The 20,657-nt window shown below is 30.7% G+C and carries 17 protein-coding genes and 1 pseudogene; 2 read left to right on the top strand and 16 right to left on the bottom strand.

Features of this window, described 5'->3' with window-relative positions; genetic code table 11:
* From HMPREF3046_RS10270 to HMPREF3046_RS10235, 8 genes and pseudogenes are all read right to left on the bottom strand, one after another.
* A pseudogene (locus tag HMPREF3046_RS10270) lies at positions 1-899 on the bottom strand (hypothetical protein); the annotation flags it as partial.
* A 71-nt stretch (positions 900-970) separates the two neighbouring features.
* The gene (locus HMPREF3046_RS10265) at positions 971-1,468 is read right to left on the bottom strand and encodes a DUF948 domain-containing protein (protein ID WP_002449680.1); all 498 of its coding nucleotides are present in this window, start codon (positions 1,466-1,468) and stop codon (positions 971-973) included.
* Positions 1,469-1,545: 77 nt separating this feature from the next.
* On the bottom strand, positions 1,546-2,859 hold the full coding sequence (murC, locus tag HMPREF3046_RS10260; RefSeq protein WP_070719320.1) for a UDP-N-acetylmuramate--L-alanine ligase: 1,314 nt from the start codon (positions 2,857-2,859) through the stop codon (positions 1,546-1,548).
* A gap of 21 nt (positions 2,860-2,880) precedes the next feature.
* The gene (locus tag HMPREF3046_RS10255; protein WP_070719318.1) at positions 2,881-6,414 is read right to left on the bottom strand and encodes a DNA translocase FtsK; all 3,534 of its coding nucleotides are present in this window, start codon (positions 6,412-6,414) and stop codon (positions 2,881-2,883) included.
* A gap of 23 nt (positions 6,415-6,437) precedes the next feature.
* On the bottom strand, positions 6,438-7,034 hold the full coding sequence (gene ytpR / locus HMPREF3046_RS10250; RefSeq protein ID WP_070719315.1) for a YtpR family tRNA-binding protein: 597 nt from the start codon (positions 7,032-7,034) through the stop codon (positions 6,438-6,440).
* A gap of 28 nt (positions 7,035-7,062) precedes the next feature.
* Positions 7,063-7,917 (bottom strand): DUF1444 domain-containing protein, encoded by an 855-nt coding sequence (locus tag HMPREF3046_RS10245; protein ID WP_070719314.1) that lies wholly within the window; start codon positions 7,915-7,917, stop codon positions 7,063-7,065.
* Positions 7,918-8,034: 117 nt separating this feature from the next.
* On the bottom strand, positions 8,035-8,346 hold the full coding sequence (locus tag HMPREF3046_RS10240) for a thioredoxin family protein (protein WP_002449688.1): 312 nt from the start codon (positions 8,344-8,346) through the stop codon (positions 8,035-8,037).
* 1 nt (position 8,347) lies between these two features.
* Positions 8,348-9,430 carry a M42 family metallopeptidase gene (locus HMPREF3046_RS10235; protein WP_070719311.1) on the bottom strand — a complete coding sequence of 361 codons (1,083 nt, stop codon included), beginning with the start codon at positions 9,428-9,430 and terminating at the stop codon, positions 8,348-8,350.
* A gap of 89 nt (positions 9,431-9,519) precedes the next feature.
* Here HMPREF3046_RS10235 and HMPREF3046_RS11400 point away from each other — a divergent pair, with 89 nt between their 5' ends.
* On the top strand, positions 9,520-9,840 hold the full coding sequence (locus HMPREF3046_RS11400; protein WP_242291023.1) for a PepSY domain-containing protein: 321 nt from the start codon (positions 9,520-9,522) through the stop codon (positions 9,838-9,840).
* 357 nt (positions 9,841-10,197) lie between these two features.
* Here the strand turns inward: HMPREF3046_RS11400 and trmB are convergent, their stop codons facing one another.
* The 7 genes from trmB to HMPREF3046_RS10195 all read right to left on the bottom strand — a co-directional run bounded on the left by trmB (position 10,198) and on the right by HMPREF3046_RS10195 (position 17,168).
* Complete coding sequence (gene trmB / locus HMPREF3046_RS10225) at positions 10,198-10,839, bottom strand: tRNA (guanosine(46)-N7)-methyltransferase TrmB (RefSeq protein WP_070719308.1); 642 nt, start codon at positions 10,837-10,839, stop codon at positions 10,198-10,200.
* A gap of 13 nt (positions 10,840-10,852) precedes the next feature.
* Positions 10,853-11,644, bottom strand: coding sequence for a phosphotransferase family protein (locus HMPREF3046_RS10220; RefSeq protein WP_070719306.1), 792 nt, complete (start codon positions 11,642-11,644; stop codon positions 10,853-10,855).
* A gap of 336 nt (positions 11,645-11,980) precedes the next feature.
* Positions 11,981-12,832, bottom strand: a complete 852-nt coding sequence (gene dat, locus HMPREF3046_RS10215; RefSeq protein ID WP_070719304.1) for a D-amino-acid transaminase — start codon at positions 12,830-12,832, stop codon at positions 11,981-11,983.
* Positions 12,833-12,835: 3 nt separating this feature from the next.
* Positions 12,836-14,245, bottom strand: coding sequence for a Cys-Gly-3M3SH dipeptidase (gene pepV, locus HMPREF3046_RS10210; RefSeq protein ID WP_070719302.1), 1,410 nt, complete (start codon positions 14,243-14,245; stop codon positions 12,836-12,838).
* A gap of 144 nt (positions 14,246-14,389) precedes the next feature.
* On the bottom strand, positions 14,390-14,821 hold the full coding sequence (locus HMPREF3046_RS10205; protein ID WP_070719300.1) for a YtxH domain-containing protein: 432 nt from the start codon (positions 14,819-14,821) through the stop codon (positions 14,390-14,392).
* A gap of 26 nt (positions 14,822-14,847) precedes the next feature.
* Complete coding sequence (locus HMPREF3046_RS10200; RefSeq protein WP_070719299.1) at positions 14,848-15,534, bottom strand: pseudouridine synthase; 687 nt, start codon at positions 15,532-15,534, stop codon at positions 14,848-14,850.
* Positions 15,531-17,168 carry a putative polysaccharide biosynthesis protein gene (locus tag HMPREF3046_RS10195; protein ID WP_070719297.1) on the bottom strand — a complete coding sequence of 546 codons (1,638 nt, stop codon included), beginning with the start codon at positions 17,166-17,168 and terminating at the stop codon, positions 15,531-15,533. The genes HMPREF3046_RS10200 and HMPREF3046_RS10195 overlap by 4 nt, the downstream gene beginning before the upstream one ends.
* A gap of 275 nt (positions 17,169-17,443) precedes the next feature.
* On the opposite strand from HMPREF3046_RS10195, the gene HMPREF3046_RS10190 reads away from it, so the two are divergent.
* The gene (locus HMPREF3046_RS10190; protein WP_070719295.1) at positions 17,444-18,703 is read left to right on the top strand and encodes a BaiN/RdsA family NAD(P)/FAD-dependent oxidoreductase; all 1,260 of its coding nucleotides are present in this window, start codon (positions 17,444-17,446) and stop codon (positions 18,701-18,703) included.
* Between the two features lie 97 nt (positions 18,704-18,800).
* Here the strand turns inward: HMPREF3046_RS10190 and HMPREF3046_RS10185 are convergent.
* A partial coding sequence (locus HMPREF3046_RS10185) for a DUF1542 domain-containing protein (RefSeq protein WP_141755537.1) occupies positions 18,801-20,657 on the bottom strand: 1,857 nt, incomplete at its 5' end.

Raw genomic sequence — 20,657 nt, 5'->3', positions numbered from 1 at the left:
GCTTCTTGTATTTCTTGCGCTTGTGGTGATTCGTCTGCTAAGTTATTTGACAACTCAGCTTTAATAGCATTTTGTTGTGCTACAATTTCCTCCGCACTATTATGTTCATTATTAAAATCATTATTTTCTTTTGTTGTAGTTTCCGCTTTAGCTTCTTGTATTTCTTTTGCTAATGGTGATTCATCTGCTAAATGATTTGATGTTTCTGATTGAATTGCTCGACGTTGTGCTGCAAGCTCATCGGAAGAAATAGCTGTATTTTTTCTATTTTTTAAGTCTTCAATTTTATGTCTTACATTATCAATTGTTTCTTCTGTTTGTTGTTTAATACTATAATAATTATCTTTAACTTCTTGTTCTTTTGCTTTTAAATCATCAATTTTTTGATTTGCTTTATTTTTAGTTAAAAGGCCAATAGTTGAGCCAATGATTGCACCAGTAATAAAGCTAACAATAAAACGTTTACGAGACTTAAATTTCGGATCATTATAATAAGTTTTATAATCAATCTCTTGATTAGTATCACTAATAGATTGATTTGAGAATTTTGGATGATTATAACGCTCATAGTCATCACGATTATAATGTGGTGTATTAACAAAGTTGTTTTGGTTTGATTGATTTACACCACGACCATGTAAGTCATTACCTGAATTATTTGTTTCAAATGCATCTCTATCGTAATGTTTCGTCGCATTTGTGTGCACGTCACCATTAGATTGATTTGCGCCATGGCCATGTAAGTCATTACCTGAGTTATTTGTTTCAAATGCATCTCTATCGTAGTGTTTTGTTGCACTACTTTGCGCTACGTCTTCTTGTTGATTCGCACCTCTACCATGTAAATCATTGCCAGTGTTGTTCGTTTCAAATGAGTCACGATTATATTTCTTACTCATGTTTATTCCTCCTATAAGAAATGCACTTAAACAAGTAAAAACCTCATTTAAGTGCATTTGATTGAATCATATTAAAAGTTTTTCTCAACGTTTGTAGTGTAATTTTGATTTGCATCATTAGCTACAGAATTAGCTCTGTAGTTTGCACTTCCTCTACGATAGTGTCTATTTTGCCATTTGTCAGCAATTTCCATTGCAACATTTGACCATTGAACTACTTGAGAAATTTTATCTTCATTTTGAGAAATATTATGTGTGATTGAGTTAGTCACACGATCAACTGAGCTATTTAAAGTTTGAACTGAGTCGCCAATACCTTTAACGCCATCAACAACAGAGTTTAAACGTTCAACTTTACCTTGAATGTCTTCAGTTAAGCGATTAGCTTTATGAAGTAAATCAGTAGTTTCACGAGTAATACCTTGAACTTGGCCTTCAACACCATCAAGTGTTTTAGCCACATGATCTAAATTTTTCTTAACTGAAATTAAAACTACGACAATTCCAATACATAAAATTAAGAATGCGATTGCAGCAATAATTCCAGCAATTGGTAAAATCCAATGCATAAAAAACGCCTCCTAAATATTCTTTTAAAATAAAAGTCATTAATTATAAATACCCATAATAATTATATATAAACATATTAGAATTCTTTTGACATACCAATTTTTTCTTCATAAGCACGTTGGATTTTTTGAATATCTCCGGCACCCATAAATAAAATAACAGCATTATCAAATTTTTCTAATACATCAATACTATTTTCATCGATTAACGCAGATCCGTCAATACGATTTATTAAATCTTGGATAGTTAATTCTCCAGTATTTTCACGTATTGAACCAAAAATTTCACATAAAAATGCATAGTCTGCTTTACTTAATGCATCAGCAAATTCATCTAAGAAAGCTTGAGTTCTTGAAAATGTATGAGGTTGGAATACTGCAACGACATCTTTATTTGGATATTTTTTTCGTGCTGTTTCAATTGTAGCACTAATTTCTCTTGGATGGTGAGCATAATCGTCTACTAATACTTGTTTTGAAACAAAAGTTTCATTAAAGCGACGTTTTACACCACCAAATGTTTCTAAAGCTTCTTTAATATTATTAACATCCATTTTTTCAAGATAACTAATTGTAATGACCGCTAAGGCATTTTGAACATTATGATTACCATATTGTGGTGTTAAAAATTGATCATAGTATTTTTCATTAATATACACATCAAACTGAGTACCATTTTCGGTTATTTGTATATTATCTGCATATACATCATCGTTTTTACTAAGACCATAATAATAAATAGGTACATCTACTTTTAGATTTCTTAAATGTTTATCATCTCCCCAAGCAATAATAGCTTTTTTCACATTATTTGCCATTTCTTGGAAAGCACTGGCAACATCATCGATATCTTTAAAATAATCAGGATGGTCATAATCAATATTTGTCATAATTGCATAATCTGGGTGATAACTTAAAAAGTGACGTCTATATTCACACGCTTCAAATGCAAAATAATCACTCCCTGGTAAGCCCATACCTGTGCCATCACCAATTAAGAATGATGTTTTCTTGTCGCCATTCATAACGTGAGATAATAAACCAGTTGTAGACGTTTTACCATGAGCACCTGTCACTGCTACCGATGTATATTGATTAATGACTTGACCAAGAAAGTCGTGATATCTAATCACATTCAACTTTAATTCATGTGCTCTAACAATTTCTTCATGTGTATCAGGGAATGCATTACCTTGAATAACTACCATTCCTTCATGTATATTATCTGCACTGAATGGTAAGATTTTAATCCCTTTATTTTTAAGTGCTACTTCTGTAAATACATATTTTTCAATATCTGAGCCTTGAACTTCATGCTCTAAATCGTGCATAATTTGTGCTAATGAACTCATTCCTGCACCTTTAATTCCGACAAAATGATAATGCGTCATATCCATAAAACTCCTTTAAAATTAATCTTTCTTTAAATCTGTCTCAGTAATAAATACATCTCTTGGTTTAGAGCCGTTTGCTCCAGATATATAATCTAGTTGTTCTAATTGATCGACGATTCTTGCTGCACGATTATAACCAATTTGGAAATGTCGTTGGATTAATGAAGTAGATATATGTCCTTCTTTGACCATAAAACTACAAACATCATCAAATAATTCATCTCGTGCTTGAGTTTGAGTCTTTTTCAATAATTCTTTTTCTTCAAATAAATATTCTGGTTCTCTTTGTGCTTTGATGAAATCAACGACATCATCAATTTCTTCATCAGATACAAATGTACCTTGTACACGTATAGGTTTATTCATACCACTACCTAAATATAGCATATCACCATACCCTAATAGTCTTTCAGCGCCTCCACTATCAATAATAGTTCTAGAATCCACGCTTGAAGACACCATAAATGCAATACGGGTTGGTATATTAGCTTTAATAAGTCCAGTAATAACATTAACTGAAGGTCTTTGTGTCGCTACTAACATATGAATACCACAAGCTCTAGCTTTTTGAGCAATTCTAGCAATAGATTGTTCTACTTCTTGTGGAGCCATCATCATTAAATCTGCTAATTCATCAATAACAATGACTATCTTAGGCATACGTTGTTCGTAAGACGCTTTTTTATTGAAAGCAGTAATATTACGTACGTGATATTTTGCAAACAGTTTATAGCGTCTTTCCATCTCTTCAACAGCCCATTTTAAACTTTGAGTAGCTGCTTTAACATCTGTAATAACTGGCGAAACAAGATGTGGTAAGTCATTATATGGCGCTAATTCAACCATTTTTGGATCAATCAATAATAACCTTAACTCTTCTGGATGATTTTTATATAATAATGACATTAATATACTGTTAATACATACAGATTTACCTGAACCAGTCGCTCCAGCTATTAGAGCATGAGGCGTTTTAGCAATATCCATTAATAATGGCTCGTTATTAATCCGATTACCCATAGCTACTGTTAATTTAGATTCAGTATTTTTAAACTTAGGTGATTCTAAGATTGATTTTAAACTTACTTTTGAAGAATTTTGGTTTGGTACTTCAATACCTACCAAGCTTGTACCTGGAATAGGCGCTTCAATTCTTATATCTTTAGCGGCCAATGCCATCTTTAAATCATCTTGCAAAGCAGTAATTCTTGAAACTTTCACACCTTTTTCAACAGCTAACTCAAATCGTGTTACGCTTGGACCTACAGTCACGTTTTGAACTTCTGCAGGAACATTAAAGTAATAAAACGCATCATTTAATTCTTGTTTTTTCTCTTCAATCCATGTGTCATCAATTTGATGAATTTCCGGATCTTCTAATAATTCAAGACTTGGTAATTTAATATTAGGACCTTTTCTAATCACAGCTTTACTTTCGTGTTGTTCTTTATCATCTTGCTCTTCATTCTGAGTATTTAATGTCATAGATATGGTTTGTGTATTTTCATTTTGTACATTTGAAAGTTCACTCGTTTCATCTTCTTGATGATCTTGAAGTGATTGTTCATTAATATTCTTTTTAGTATCCTCTTCATGATTATTAGTCGTTTTTACTGATGGACTTGAACTTGGTGTACTAACTGATTTACTTTCCAATTTTGTCTCTGGTTTTAATTCTGGAACGCTAATTTTATTAGATTTTTTGAATTTTTTAGTATCCATCAAACGCTTTTTGTCAGATGGCGTCATCACAACGTTAAAAGGTCTACTACCAGGAATGATTGAAGATTTAATTGATGATGAAACATTCTCATTTTCAACTATTTGAGCGTCATCATCTTCTAATTTTTCATCTTCAGTGTTAGATGTTGATGGTGAGTCATGAACTGAATCGTTGTTATGTTCAACTTGTTCAGAAGCATACTCAGTATCTGTCTCAATTGCATTATCAATTGAATGGTTAATGTCATCATCGTGATGATTTGATTGTTTAGTTACATCTGCGTTCATCTCATGATACTTTGCTTCCTCTACTTCTTCCTTTGAAGCATAATTATCGTCCTGCAATTCATTAACTTTATTTAAATGAGCACCATCATTTTTATTAAGATAATGAGGTTTATCTTTAGTTGAGTGTATAGGTGCTACGTTAAGGTTATCATCTGACAATGGTTCATCATTATGTTTGTCTTTAGATGTCGTATCGTTAACTTCTCGTATTTCTACATCTTTATCTTTAACAGTTTGAATATTTGGAACAGATTTCAAATCAATTTCTTCATATTGATACTGCTCATCATCATCATAATTAGACATATTTGAATCAGTTTGAGTCTCTTCATCACTCACATGATTATCCGTAGTGTTCCCATTCGAGTCTTCCATTTTATCAGTACTATCTTCTGTATGTGTCGTTCTCTCGTCATCATTATTTTCTTTATGGTCTAGAGAACTCTCTCCAGTGTACTGTCTAGCTTGATTTGCATACATTTCATCGATAACTTTTTGGATTCCGTTATCATTATCCGCTGATTGTTGACGCTTATTCTGTAAAGCTTCTTTAAATTTGCGTTTTTGTTGTGCTTTTTTTTCTCTTTCACGTCTAATTTCTTCTACTATTTGTGACGCATAAATATTCTCAATATTCACCGTATTATCTTTTTGAGAAAAATTAGGGACTTTACTTTTTGAAAATGTCGTTTCATAAATATTAGAATTTTGGTCATTAATGATTGAAACATCAGTATCTTCATACTTAGTTTGACTCAACGGTTCATTTTTAGACTTACTTTTGTTTGTTTTTACATCATTATCAGATACTCTTTGTGCCGTTTGATTTTGTTTTGAATTATTTTTATCGTCGTTTTCTTTCTCTTTTAGTGGAGGGATAACACCGTTTTCAATTGGTCGGCGTTTTTTTGTACCAAATACTGCAGACGGTACTTCTGAAGTTCTAAAACTTGAATGGTGATATGTAGAATTCGATGTCGTTTTATAGTTTGATTTAAAACGCTCCGATTGTAATTTCACATGAGAATGATTATTTGTATGCTTTTGATATTGAGAAGTCGTTTTTCTATTATTACGCTCACTTAATTGTGTATCATTCAACGACTTATGACGTTTATTAGAAGGTCTTTCTTTAATTGAAGGCACTCCAGTATCATCATGATTTGTATATTGTCTTCTTCTGCGTCTTCGAGTATCTGTCGCACTATCATAAGTTTGAGAATAGTTATTATTATCTATTTCATCATAACTATAAGCGCCATAACTAAAGTCTTTATCAACTTTAGATGGTTTCTGCGACATATATTCATCTTCATCAACTTCTCTGTAAACCGCTTCATCAGATGTTTCAGCATCTTGCCCTAAATCAATAGGAAAACGAAATTTTCCACGCGGACGATTATAGATATCATCATTTTCAGGAAGTAAGGTATGCTCACCATTCTTTTGTGTTTCTGAGTTATGTCGACGTTTATTTTTTCGTCTTAATAATTCTTCATCAGAATGTTTATCATTGCTAAATAATTCATCAAACCAACTCATACATCCACATCCTTCCTAGTTTTTTAATCAAAAAATGCATTGCCTACTTTATAATCATCAGACAATACCATGATTCCTTTTTCTTGAGGTGCATTAGGCAAATTCAATTCTCTCATTGAACAAATCATCCCACTTGATGCAACACCACGTAACTCAGCATCTTTAATTACCATTCCACTTGGCATAACTGCACCGACTTTAGCTACGACAACCTTTTGACCTGCTTCTACATTTGGCGCACCACACACGATTTGTAATTTTTCACTACCAACATCAACTTTCAAAATGCTTAATTTATCTGCATCAGGATGCTTTTCTTTAGTTTCTACATAACCTACAACAAATTTAGGTGATAAGTCCGCTTCAAGTTGATAATCAAAACCTGCATTTGTAATGGATTGCTGTATAGCTTCTACAAGCGTTTCATTTAATTTAATATGACCATTATTACTAATTGAATATACTTTAGAAAAATCAAAAATATTAAATCCAACAATTTGATTTTCATGTTTAATAGCGACCACATTATTTTTTATTTCATATTCAAAAGGCCCATCTGTTGGTTCAATTTGTAAAAATGCAACGTCCCCTACGCCTTCTTTATTATAAAATAAATTCATTTAAATTCTCCTTTTAACGTATTATTAGTTATTTTTTATTAAATTTTTTACGATTAGTTTCTAAACGTTGAATAACGTTTGGATCTCTTTTTTGCTTATTATTTTTACCCAAAATAAAAATCGGCTCTAAATGTTCATTTTTGTAACCAAATGAAAGTGACGTTATAGGTACAAGTCCCTTAGTAAAAAATTCCATCGTCAAGTGTGCCATAACATCATAGCCTGTTTTATTGCGTATATCAGCAATAATTAATACATCTTGATGAGGAACAGCGACTAACATTTCACCTTCACATTGAGCTTCAATGTCATTTAAAAATTTTGTATTTAAAATACGACTCGCATCGTATCCGTCATTTGAATTGATAAAATAAAAAATATTTCCTTTTACTTCATCTGTTTTATATTTATTTTCAAGTTTACGTATATTAAACAACGACATTTCTTTAATTTGTTGTGTAGTTAAACCTAGTGTTTTTAACATACTTTCATCAATTAATCGGTACGATTTTCCTAAATCAAGTGCATAATAAATATTAGTTTCTGCAGTATGTTCTTCAATAACAAATTGATGATCTTCTTTAGTTTTTTTATCAAAACTAGTTGATCTTATTACAGGCATAACTTGAATATCTTTCACTTTAGATAGACCATTATCATCCATTTGCGCAATGGCCTCTTCAACATAATAGATAATTTCGTCAACAATTTTCTCTTTTTGTTCTTCATACTTTGCTACAATTGCATTAAGCTTGATAGTTACGCCTTTAAAATTATCTCGTCTATATATACGTAATGTTTCTTCTTCACGATCAAACTTAAAATCAACGTTTAAATGCTTTAAACGTTGTTTTAATGTATCTCTCATTTGAAAGACGTTCATATTAAAACACTCCTATTTTCGTACCTTACAATATTTTACAATAAAAAGAGCTTCAATTACAGAAAAATTAGGCTATTCTTTCATATAGATAAGAAAATTTAAGTCCTAATTATCCATTTACACATATTGACTTAAAAATGAATCAATTTGTTCAATTGATTTTCGTTCTTTTCCAATATAACTTCCCATTAATTCACCATTTTTATATACGAGAAAGCTTGGAATACCCATAATATCATTTTCAATTGCTAAATCTATAAATTTATCTCGATCTACTGATACAAATTTAAAATTAGAGTATTTTTTTTCTAATTTCGGTAAATCCGGTTCAATCACTTTACAATCTGGACACCACCCAGCTGTAAATTCAAATACCGTTTGTTCATTTTTCAATTCTTCAAATTGTTTTTCAGTTTCTAATGTAATCATATTATTTCTCCTCACTTTGAAATTGTAATGTTAAAATATTTTCATTTGTTAAGTGACTCACAGCTTGTTTTAATAATTCACGCGCAGCATAATAGTCTCTAATATCAAATACCGCATCTGTACTATGAATATATCTTGCACACACTCCTATCACTGCTGTAGGTACACCTTTATTTGCTTTATGAATTTCTCCCCCATCTGTACCACCTGGTGAAATATAATATTGTGAACGAATATCAAATGTATCAACTAACTCCAGTAGATAGTCTCTGAAACGTGGAGAGAGAATCATTGTACCATCTTTAATTCGAATTAATGTTCCTTCACCTAATTGACCAGATAATTGCTGCTTACCTTTAATATCATTTGCAGGAGAACAATCTATAACGAATGCAATATCTGGCTGTATTAATTCAGTTGATGCTTTTGCACCTCTTAATCCAACTTCTTCTTGAACATTTGCACCCACATATAAATCTACATCTAATTCTACATCTTTGAGTAATTCTAATATTTCAATTGCTAAGACACAACCGTAACGATTATCCCATGCCTTAGCACTATATCGATGTTCGGATAATTGAGTGAATGGTGTAAAAGGAACAATTGTGTCTCCTATTTCTATTCCACGTAATCGAACTTCTTTATCACTTTCTGCTCCTATATCTAACATTAAATCTTTAATCTCAGGAACGGCTTCATTACCTGTTCTAAAATGTTTTGGTATATTCGAAACGACGCCTACAATTTTTTCACCATTTCTATTTTTAACCTGCAGGCGTTGTCCTTGCCATATATCATTAGATACACCGCCTAAGTTAGTAAACTGTAACATGCCATTTTGAGTGATATTCGTAATCATAAAGCCAATTTCATCCATATGAGCCGCTACCATCACATGCTTTGCATTTTGTTTTTTTGATTTTTTTACACCAAACATACTTCCCATATGAGTTGTTATCACTTCATCTACAAATGGTGTCATTTCTTTTTTCATGTAGTCACGTACTTCTTCTTCAAAGCCTGGTGCTCCATGTAATTCTGTTAATGTTTTTATACGAAGTAAAGTTTTATCGTTTTCCATTACATAAACACGCTCCTTAAATTTATTATATCATTTTGATTATGGTAAACTAATAATAAGAACTATTAATAGAAAGGTTAGATTCGATAATTATGACTCGTCAAACTATAAAATATATCTCAATTCCCATCGTAATAACCATAGGAGTATCTACGGCTTTTATACTCTATCGTACATTGAAAAACAAAAAAGTAAAAAATCCGGATAGAATATTAGAGGAAGTAAAATCATATTTTATGGATATTAAAGGTTCTTACATTCTTCATGAACCTTTGCAAAATAAAGAGCAATATTTAAATCGTCTTGTCTATCAAGGTGGTATTACTCAAAATAAAAACAACCATGATATAGAGTATACCTTCTATGCTGATGCACATACAGGTGAAATACTTACTATTGAAGAAAATTAATATTATTTTTAATATTTAAAAAATATTTTAATACTTTTTCCGCTTCATATTTTAAATTACATTTGTTTAATGTTTTTATTACTTTTTTATCATTTTCGAACTTAACAGTAAGGTAACGATTATTATGATAATACAAAATTCAATCATCATTTTGGATGAAATATGAACTAAATTTTTCCCTCTGATATATTGCATTGAATGTTTATCATATGTTCTTACCCATAAATTTAAATAACAATGTATGTAACACATATGTACTTATACTTATCATAAAGAGCAATGCATGATAAAACAACACACGAGCGTAAGAATTGTATTTCTTCTTACGCTCGTGTGTTGTTTTTAATATATTATTTATTAATTTTTATGAAATTTGGCTTCCATTCTATAAATACGGGAACCTTTATCAGAAAATTTCTTCTCATATTCAGTTAATATATTATCTTCATCATCTTCGTCATGAAGATTTAAATTTAATTTTGTGAAATACATTCCATATTGTGACATGCTTTCAAGACTATAAGCAAATAAACCTCTATTATCTGTTTTAAAATGTATTTCTCCATCTTCTTTAAGAATTTGTTCATATAGAGCTAAAAAAGTTCGATACGTTAAACGACGTTTTGCGTGTCTTTTTTTAGGCCAAGGATCTGAGAAATTTAAATAAATTCTAGATACTTCATTCTCTTTAAAGTACTCATTTAATTCAATTGCATCATTGCAAATCATTTTTAAATTTGTGAGTCCTTTATCTTTTACTTTATCAAGCACTTTATACATAACACTTTTTTCACGTTCTAAAGAAACAAAATTAATTTCAGGATGTTGCTCTGCAAGTGTAGTTATAAATTGGCCCATTCCTGAACCGATTTCAATATAGATTGGCTGTTTCTTATCAAACCAATCACGCATTTTGCCAGCATGTGAACCATCCATGTCTACTAGGTCAGGATGTTCTTTCAAATAATCTTCTGCCCAAGGTTTATAACGGACTCTCATGTATTAAATCTCCTTAAATAAATAAATTACTATTCATTACCTCATTTAAAAATTTGAGCCATATATTCATATCTTTAAATCTCTTTTGTTCTTCATACCATTGAATCATACCGATTGATTGAATCACAGTATACCATTTCATACGTTTATTTAAGTCCATACTTTCTTTAACACCATAAGTATTAAACCAGCTAGACCATTGTTGTTTTGGAACGTAGTTGTATAGCAGCATACCAATATCGATGGCTGGGTCAGCAATCATTGCACCTTCCCAATCTACTAAAAATAACTCATCACGATCAGAAAGTAACCAGTTATTATGATTAACATCACCATGAACTACTGTAAAGAAACATGAATCTAAATTAGGAATATGGTCTTCCAAGTAAGTTAATGCTTTTCGAATAATATGATGAGTTAATACTTCTCTAGACAAAGAAGCATTAATTTTCTTTAACATAATATTTGGGGTAATAGGTTCCATTTCCATACGTTTTAACATATTAAGTAGTGGTCTTGAACCATGTATTTTTTTGAGAAGTTCAGCAACTCTTCTTTGAGACATTTCTGATGGTGTAAGTTCTCTACCATTTTTCCAATGTTGTGCTGTTACAACTTCGCCAGTTTCAATACGTTTTGTCCAAACTAACTTAGGCACAATACCTTCTGCAGATAATGCTGCAATAAATGGATTTGAGTTACGTTTAAGAAATAATTTTTGTCCATCTTGTTCAGCCATATACGCTTCTCCAGATGCTCCACCTGCGGAATCAAGCGTCCACCCTAATTGATAAAACTGCTCCAACTCGTTCACCTCACTTTCAACTAGAAAATGGCTCGAGAAATATAGTTTTTCAAGAGCCATATATCTAATTTAATCATCGCTTTTTATCTAACGATTATATTTCTAACTTTGATTTTGTTATATTGGTAAAATTATTATTTAAATGTCCCAAATTATTTGAATTTTTTACCTTATCTCTTTAATCACTCAATGATGATTTTATAATTTTTAGCTTCATTTTTCAACTGAAAATGAGAAACAAAATGATACATTTTACTAGTATGAAAAAGCTAAAATCCCGAATACTTTACAAATATTATAACATATCATATACATCATCGTTGAAGAAATTTAAAGTTAATTGATACTTTTTGATTCAATATACTTTTCGAATCCTTCTTGTAATTTTTTAGTAATTGGACCTACTTTACCATCATTTACAATTTCACCATCAATCTTAACGACAGGTGTTACTTCAGCAGAAGTACTAGACACAATAACTTCATCTGCATTTTTTAAGAAATCAACTGTAAATGTTTCCTCATTAAATGGTATATTGTAATCTTCAGCAACCCATTTAATTACTTTTCGAGTAATACCATTTAAAATGTAATTATTAACGGGATGTGTATAGATTTCTCCATCTTTAATCGCATACACATTACTTGACGCACCTTCAGTAACAGTTTCTTCTCTATGTTGAATGGCTTCTGTTGCGTTATATTTAACTGCATATTCTTTAGCAAGAACATTTCCTAATAAATTTAAACTTTTAATGTCACAACGTAACCATCTAATATCTTCAACTGTTACAGCATTAATGCCATTTTCAAAGTCGTCGTATGGACGATCATAACTTTTAGCAAATGCCATAATAACAGGTTTAACTTCTGGTATTGGGAAAGAATGGTTTCTTGGTGCTACACCTCTTGTAGCTTGAATATAAATCCCACCATTTTGAATATCATTGATTTTTAAAAGCTGTCTTACAATATCTGTTAGCTCCTCGACAGTATAGCCTAAATCGATTTGAATTTCACTCGCACTTCTAAGGAACCTTTCAAAGTGTTCAGTTACTGTAAATAATTTACCGTTGTATGCACGAATATATTCATATACACCATCTCCAAATACATAACCTCGATCTTCATAAGAAACGTTTGCGTCTTCTTGATTTAAAAATTCTCCGTTAATAAATACTTTTGTCATTATTTATCCCTCCACACATAGTGAATAAATTGCTTCTAAATAGATACTTGTTGCGTTGAATAATTGTTTTTTAGTAATATATTCATTCTTTTGATGCATTAAATCCTCTGAATCTTCAAACATAGCTCCAAATGCGACACCTTTGTCTAGATTACGTGCATAAGTGCCTCCACCAATAGTATAAGGTTCTGTCATATCACCTGTTTGATTTCTATAAGCAGTGACAAGTTTTTGTACAAATGGATCATTTTTATCTACGAAATGAGGTTGTTGAACTTTACCTAATTCTATTTCAAATCCTTGAGATTTAATTTCATTTTTAAAACGTTCTAAAGCAGTTTCAAATTCGAAGCCTTTAGGATAACGTAAATTGATACCAAATTTGCCACCTTTTTCTTTATCATACGTAATGATACCTACATTTGTTGTCACATCTCCCATGACATCAGTATGGAATTTCATACCCATTTTTTCTCCAAAATGGGACTCATGTAAATAACGGTTACTAAATTCAGCAAATTCTTTTGCAGCTTGATTAAGATCCAAAGTTGATAGGAAGTCAATAAGATATAAACCAGCATTCACACCAAGTGAAGGATCCATACCATGGACGGCTTTCCCTTCAACAGTTAATACCAATTCACCATTATCTACAACCGCTTCGCCTTCTAGTTGACGTTGGTCTAGATAATATTCGAAATGTTGAACGACGTCTGTCATATTTTTTTCAACCAAAATGTGTGCTTTAGCATGATCAGGAACCATGTTATAGCGTTGACCAGATTCAAATGAAAGAAGTTTTGCTTCTGAATCATCAGTATGATGTGAGCCTACATTTTGGACTAAATCAAATGTTGTAATTCCTTTTTCTCCATGAATAGCAGGAAATTCAGCATCTGGTGCAAAACCTAAAGTAGGCATTTCTTCTGTTTTGAAATATCTTTCTGTACATTTCCAGTCAGATTCTTCATCTGTACCAATAATAATATGAATACGTTTTTTCCAATCTACATTCATTTCATTTAAAATTTTAACTGCATAGTAAGCAGCGATAGTTGGACCTTTATCATCAAGTGTGCCTCTTGCCACAATAGCATTATCTGTTACAACTGGTTTAAATGGATCAGAATCCCAACCGTCTCCAGCAGGAACAACATCTACATGACATAAAATTCCCAATACATCTTCACCTTGACCTGCTTCAATTCTTCCAGCAATATGATCAACATCATGGGTAGAAAAACCATCTCTTTGAGCAATTTTATACATATAATCAAGAGCTTCACGAGGTCCAGGACCAACTGGTGTTTCCTCTGAAACTTGACTATCATCTCTCACACTCTTGATTGAAAGTAATCCATTTAAATCTTCAATAATTTGGCTTTCATATTCTTGTACTTTTTCTTTCCACATTAGAGATCAACTTCCTTTTCAATAGATATACCTATTATTTTACATAAATCTAGTATTAAATGACAATAAGATGTCAGAAAATTACATAGTACATATAAAAAAAAGAAGTGAGAAAAAATTTTCTCACTTCTTTAAAATTTAAATTTAATGTCTATCATCTAAGGCATTATGATTGTTTTTTAAATCTTCTTCAGTGACTACTCTTAAATTATTATTAACAGTTGTGCCACCTTCATCATCGAATTTACCTTCTGCTAATTCATGTGTATCATTTTTTTTAGTATTCACATTAGTGAATTTAGATTTTTCATCTTGTAATAAAGACTTAGGATCATTTTTTAAACGATTTGCATAACCTTGTGGGTCATTCTTTACGTTTTGAATTGTTTCATTTGCTTTTGAACTAATATCATTAACTAGTCCTTTCGCATTTTGTTTATAGCCTTCTGGATTTTCTTTATATTTATTATACTCAGCTTTTAATTTATTTCTACTACTTTCACGTGATAATGCTACTGCAGCCGCTGCTGCACCAATCCCTGCTACAATTCTTAATAAACCTGCACTTTTAGCCATCATATTACCCCATTTCTTTTTTATTACTATAAAAGTTTTAATTCTTCTGAAGTTAGTAAACGATACTCTCCAGATTTTAAGTTTTCATCTAACGTCAAATTAGCGATTTTAAGACGTTTTAATTCTAATACCTCATTATCAATTGAATGAAACATTCTTTTCACTTGATGATACTTTCCTTCATAAATAGTAACTAAAGATACATTATGATCTAGTTTTTCAAGTTGTGCTGGTTTTACTTTGCCATCTGATAATTCAATTCCCTTTTTAAAGGCAATAATATCTTCGTTTTTAATAGGGTATTTAGAGACTACTTTATACGTTTTAGAAACGTGTTTAGATGGACTCATTAAATTATGGTTAAATTGTCCATCATTAGTGATAAGTAATAAACCTTCAGTATCTTTATCTAGTCTGCCTACTGGAAATATATCAAGATGGCGGTAATCAGCAATAAGATCTATCACTGTTTGATTTATATCGTCATAAGTAGCAGAAACATATCCTTTAGGCTTATTTAACATAATATAAACATGATTAATATACTCTATTATTTTGCCATCTACAGTAATTTCGTCTTGCTCAGGATTCACTTGGGATTTAGGCGATTTTTCCACTTTATCATTAACTTTGACACTATTTTTCTTTAAAAGCTGCTTTACCTCAGTACGCGTGCCAACTCCCATATTCGATAAAAATTTATCTAATCTCATCTTAAAAATCCAACTTTATGTCTAATTTTTTCTGGTAATTCACCAAGAAATTGATCAGCTAATCGATTTTTAATTGTGATACTACCATACACTAAAGCACCTACAATGACCCCAACGAGTAATATAATCATTGCTCCAAATTTACGTTCTACAGGGACAAAATGACCTAAGATTAAGTAAACAATTTCCACACTAATCATCATGATTAAACTATAAATAAAAATTTTCGCTACTTGCACAAATGTTTCTGTAAATTCATATTTCGCATATATTTTTAAAATAAAGAAATTTGCTATAATCGCAAAACTCAATGCAATAGCAGTACTTAAAATTGCTCCTGCAGTATGGAAAGTCATAATTAATGGAATATTAAGTGCTAACTTTAATACAACAGCTCCTAAAATGACAAACACTGTCAATTTTTGTTTGTCTATACCTTGTAACATCGAAGCAGTAACACTGAGTAAAGAAATTAATATTGCTACAGGGGCATAGATAAATAACATTTTGTTTCCATCTGGATTATACTGATAGAAAACTGTATATAAAGGCGCAGCCAATGCCATTATTCCTAAACTTGCTGGAACTGTAATATACATTAATACACCGATTGATGTTTTAATTTGACGATGCATTTCAGTTAAACGACCTTCTGCATATGTTTTAGTAATATATGGTATTAAACTTACCGCAAAACCTGCTGCAAGTGATGTTGGAATCATTACAATTTTATTTGTTGTAAAGTTTAATATCGTAAAGAAATAATCTTTATTTGCATGGAATCCTGCTGCATCTAATGCATTGTTATGTGTAAATTGATCAACAAGGTTAAATAAAGGGAAGTTTAAACTAACAATTACAAACGGAATACTGTATGCAATAATTTCTTTATACATACTTCCATAAGAAATGTCTAATCCTGTACGATCAGACTCTACCATTTTTTGAATGTGAGGTTTACGTTTTTTCCAGTAATACCAAAGAGTAAATAAACCTGCAATTGCTCCCACAGCGGCTGCGAATGTAGCTACACCATTGGCTTGTAGATATGTACCATGAAAAACATTTAAAACTAAATAACTACCTATTAATATAAATGTAATTCTGGCTAATTGTTCAGTAACTTCAGATACAGCAGTTGGACCCATCGATTGATAACCTTGGAATACCCCTCTCCATGTTGCTAATAGTGGGATAAAAACAACTACTATACTGATGATACGAATAATCCAAGTAATCTCTGGTACTGACCATCCACCTTTTCCTTCTTTTTGACCTAAAGTAATAACTGCAATATCAGGGGCTAAATAAAACAATATTAAAAATCCTATAATACCTGATATCGACATTACGATAAAACTCGATTTATAGAGTTTTTGTCCTACTCTATATGCTCCTATTGCATTATACTTTGCTACAAATTTTGAAGCTGCTAAAGGTACTCCAGCTGTAGCGACAGCAATAGCAATATTATAAGGAACATAAGCATAGTTAAATGGCGCTAACTTTTCCTCTGCATTTGCACCCATAATCGCATAAAAAGGAATTACAAATAAAACACCTAGAATTTTAGTAATTAAAATACTAAATGTTATTAAAAAGGTTCCGCGCACCATTTCCTTATTTTCACTCATATTCAATCTTCCTATCTTTAATTTAATCAAACTATGTCGTTATACATCTGTCTAAACTAAGGACTTGCATTACTATAAAATATATCACAAAATACTTATTGTTTCTCGTTTCTTTTTAAGTTTTTTAATCAATTATTCTCACTACCATTACTTAAAAATATTGTAAGCTCTTTTATTTATGTATTTAATACACTTTTAAGGCAAACTTCTACTTCGGTTCGCAAAATAATAAGTATTTATGTAGAATATAAATGTATGATAACGGAGGTTAATATATGTATCAAACAATAATCGTTGGCGGTGGACCAAGCGGATTAATGGCAGCAGTTGCTGCGAGTGAAAATAATAGTAATAAGGTTCTATTAATCGAAAAGAAAAAAGGGCTTGGAAGAAAATTAAAAATTTCTGGTGGTGGTAGATGTAATGTGACTAATCGCCTACCTTACGAAGAAATCATCAAAAATATACCTGGAAACGGTAAATTTTTATATAGTCCATTTTCAAAATTTGATAACGAATCCATAATAGAATTTTTTGAAAGTCGTGGTATAAAATTGAAAGAAGAAGATCATGGAAGAATGTTTCCAGTTTCAAATAAATCACAAGATATCGTTGATACTTTAGTTAATACAATTAAGAATAACAACGTTGAAATTAAAGAGGAAACTGTTGTTAATGACATTTCTAAAAATGATCAATCTTTTATAGTAAAAACACAAGATGGTGAATTTGAATCAAAAACAGTTATTATTGCGACTGGTGGAACAAGCGTCCCCCAAACAGGATCTACAGGTGATGGCTATAGATTTGCTAAAAATCTAGGTCACACTATTACTGAATTATTCCCTACTGAAGTTCCTATTACATCTAGTGAATCTTTTATTAAAAATAAAACACTTAAAGGCTTAAGTTTAAAAGATGTAGAATTATCAGTTTTAAAGAAAAATGGTAAAAAACGTATTAGTCATCAAATGGATATGATTTTTACACACTTTGGTGTAAGTGGACCAGCTGCATTACGTTGTAGCCAATTCGTTTATAAAGAACAAAAAAATCAGAAAAAACAAGAGATAAAATTACAGCTAGATGTATTTCCAGAGATTTCTTTACAAGATTTAGAAAATAAAATAAAGAAAATCTTAAGCGAAGAACCAGACAAATATATAAAAAATGCACTGCGTGGTTTAATAGAAGAAAGATATTTATTATTTATGCTAGAACAGGCTAATATTAATGAAAATACAACATTTCATCATCTTTCAAATCAACAGTTGACCCACCTCGCAGAACATTTCAAACAATTCATTTTCACTGTTAATGGTACTCTTTCAATTGAAAGAGCATTTGTTACTGGTGGTGGCGTTTCTCTTAAAGAAATATGGCCTAAAACAATGATGTCAAAAATTCAACCTGGTTTATTTTTATGTGGAGAAGTATTAGACATTCATGGTTATACAGGCGGCTACAATATTACAAGTGCTTTAGTTACTGGACACGTTGCTGGAAGCGAATCTAGACAATTTATATATCCTTAAAAATAAAAAGCACTCCAAAAGCTAGATAAAATTATAACTTTTGGAGTGTATTTTTATTTCATATTTTATATACGAAGATAACTGAATTTATTTTTTATTATTTATCTTCTTTTTTTCTTCGTTTTAATAATAACAGAAGACCACTTAGTAATATGAAATCAGCTAAAAATAATAATGAGTTTTCATTTTCACCTGTATAAGGTAGAGTATTTAATTTTGAATGATTATTATTTACATTAAATTTATTATTGAAATTATTAAATGTAACTTTGTTGTCATTAACCAATCCAAAGTTATTTTCAAATTGCTTAACATTCACATGTTCAATCTCATTAATAGTCACTCTCGTTAATTCATTAATATCATTAGTAGTCACATTTTCAGCTAATTTATTTAAGGCTTTCATAACATAAACATCAATTTGTTTATAAGCTTTATTTCTATTATATTCTGATATATTTGTTAATCCTTTAATATACGCTTTACGTTTATTTGCTACATCAAAAATTTGAGATTTAGCTTTCAATTTTACTTTGTCGATTAGAACTATTTTATTAAATTCTTGAAGATAATGTATTTTTATATTATCAACTTGTTTATTAGTTTGAGCTTGGTTTACTTTTTCTTCTGCTTTTTTATATGATTCATCAAGTTTTTGTTTTATGAATAGTTTTTCATCTATTGTAAATGTTTGATCAGATGATACTTTATCTTTTAATTTTTGTAATTCCACTTCTAATTTAGATAAAGCATCTGCTTTTTTAATAACTTCAACTTGAATACTATTAATTGATTGTTTACCTTGCTCTGTAGTCTGATCGACATCTGAGTTAGTATTGGCACCTTCGATCAGTTTTTTAGCTCTCATTAATGCCTCTTCTACTTTTTGTTTTGCTGCATCCTTTTCTTCTTTTGTTGCGTTTGGTGTTTGATCAATTTCTGCTTTCTTTTGTTTAGCTAATTCGTCGATAGTTTGTTTAGCTACAGATTTTTTAACTATTTCTGGTTGGATTTCATCAATAGCATGTTTACCACTTTCTTTGGCTATTTCAACATCAGAATTAGTCGTAGATTGAGCAATATTATTCTTTGCTTTTATAACTTCTTCATCTACTTTTTGTCTAGCCACATCCTTTTCTTCTTTTGTTGCATTGTGATTATTCTCAATTTCTGCTTTTTTAATTGTTGCTTCATCATCTATCGCTTGTCTAGCTAAAGATTTTTGTATTGTCTCTGGTTGAATATGAGATATAATTGAAATTCCAATTTGAGTTGATTGATCTACTGTATCATTCGTTGTAGATTGATCAACATTATGTTTCGCTTTTGTTGCTGCTTCATCTACTTTACGTTTTGTCATTTCTTTTTCTTCATTCGTTGCTTCATGATTACTATCAATTTCTGCTTTTTTTGCTGTTACTTCATCATCTATAGATTTTTTTGCTTGTGTTTTTTTCAAAGCTACCGCATTTATATTATTTATTGCACTTATACCATTAATTTGTGCATTATCTACATTGGAATTATTTATTGATTGATCAACATTTCTTTTAGCTTTATTAACCTCATCATCAATTTTTTGTTTAGCTATGTCTTTTTCTTCTTTTGTTGTCGAATTATCTTGATCAATTAGATTTTTTCTAAGAGTTGCTGCTTCATCTATCGCTTGTCTTGCTTCTGATTTTTTAACTACTTCTGGTTGTATATTTTCAATAGTATTTTTACCAGTTGTTTTAGCATTATTCACACCGTCATTTGTCGTAGCTTGATCTATATTGTTTTTCGCTTTTATAACTTCTTCATCTACTTTTTGTTTTGCTGCTTCTTTTTCTTCTTCAGTTGCATCTAGCATTTGATTAATTTTTTCTTTTTTTACTTTTGCTACTTCATCAATTGCTTGTCTTGCTTCTGATTTTTTAACCACTTCTGGTTGGATTGCATTGATTGTAGTTGT

Source organism: Staphylococcus sp. HMSC070D05 (assembly GCF_001815595.1).
Taxonomy (GTDB): domain Bacteria; phylum Bacillota; class Bacilli; order Staphylococcales; family Staphylococcaceae; genus Staphylococcus; species Staphylococcus hominis.
Note: the sequence above shows the minus strand (reverse complement) of the source record. Positions and strands in the feature narration are given on the sequence as shown.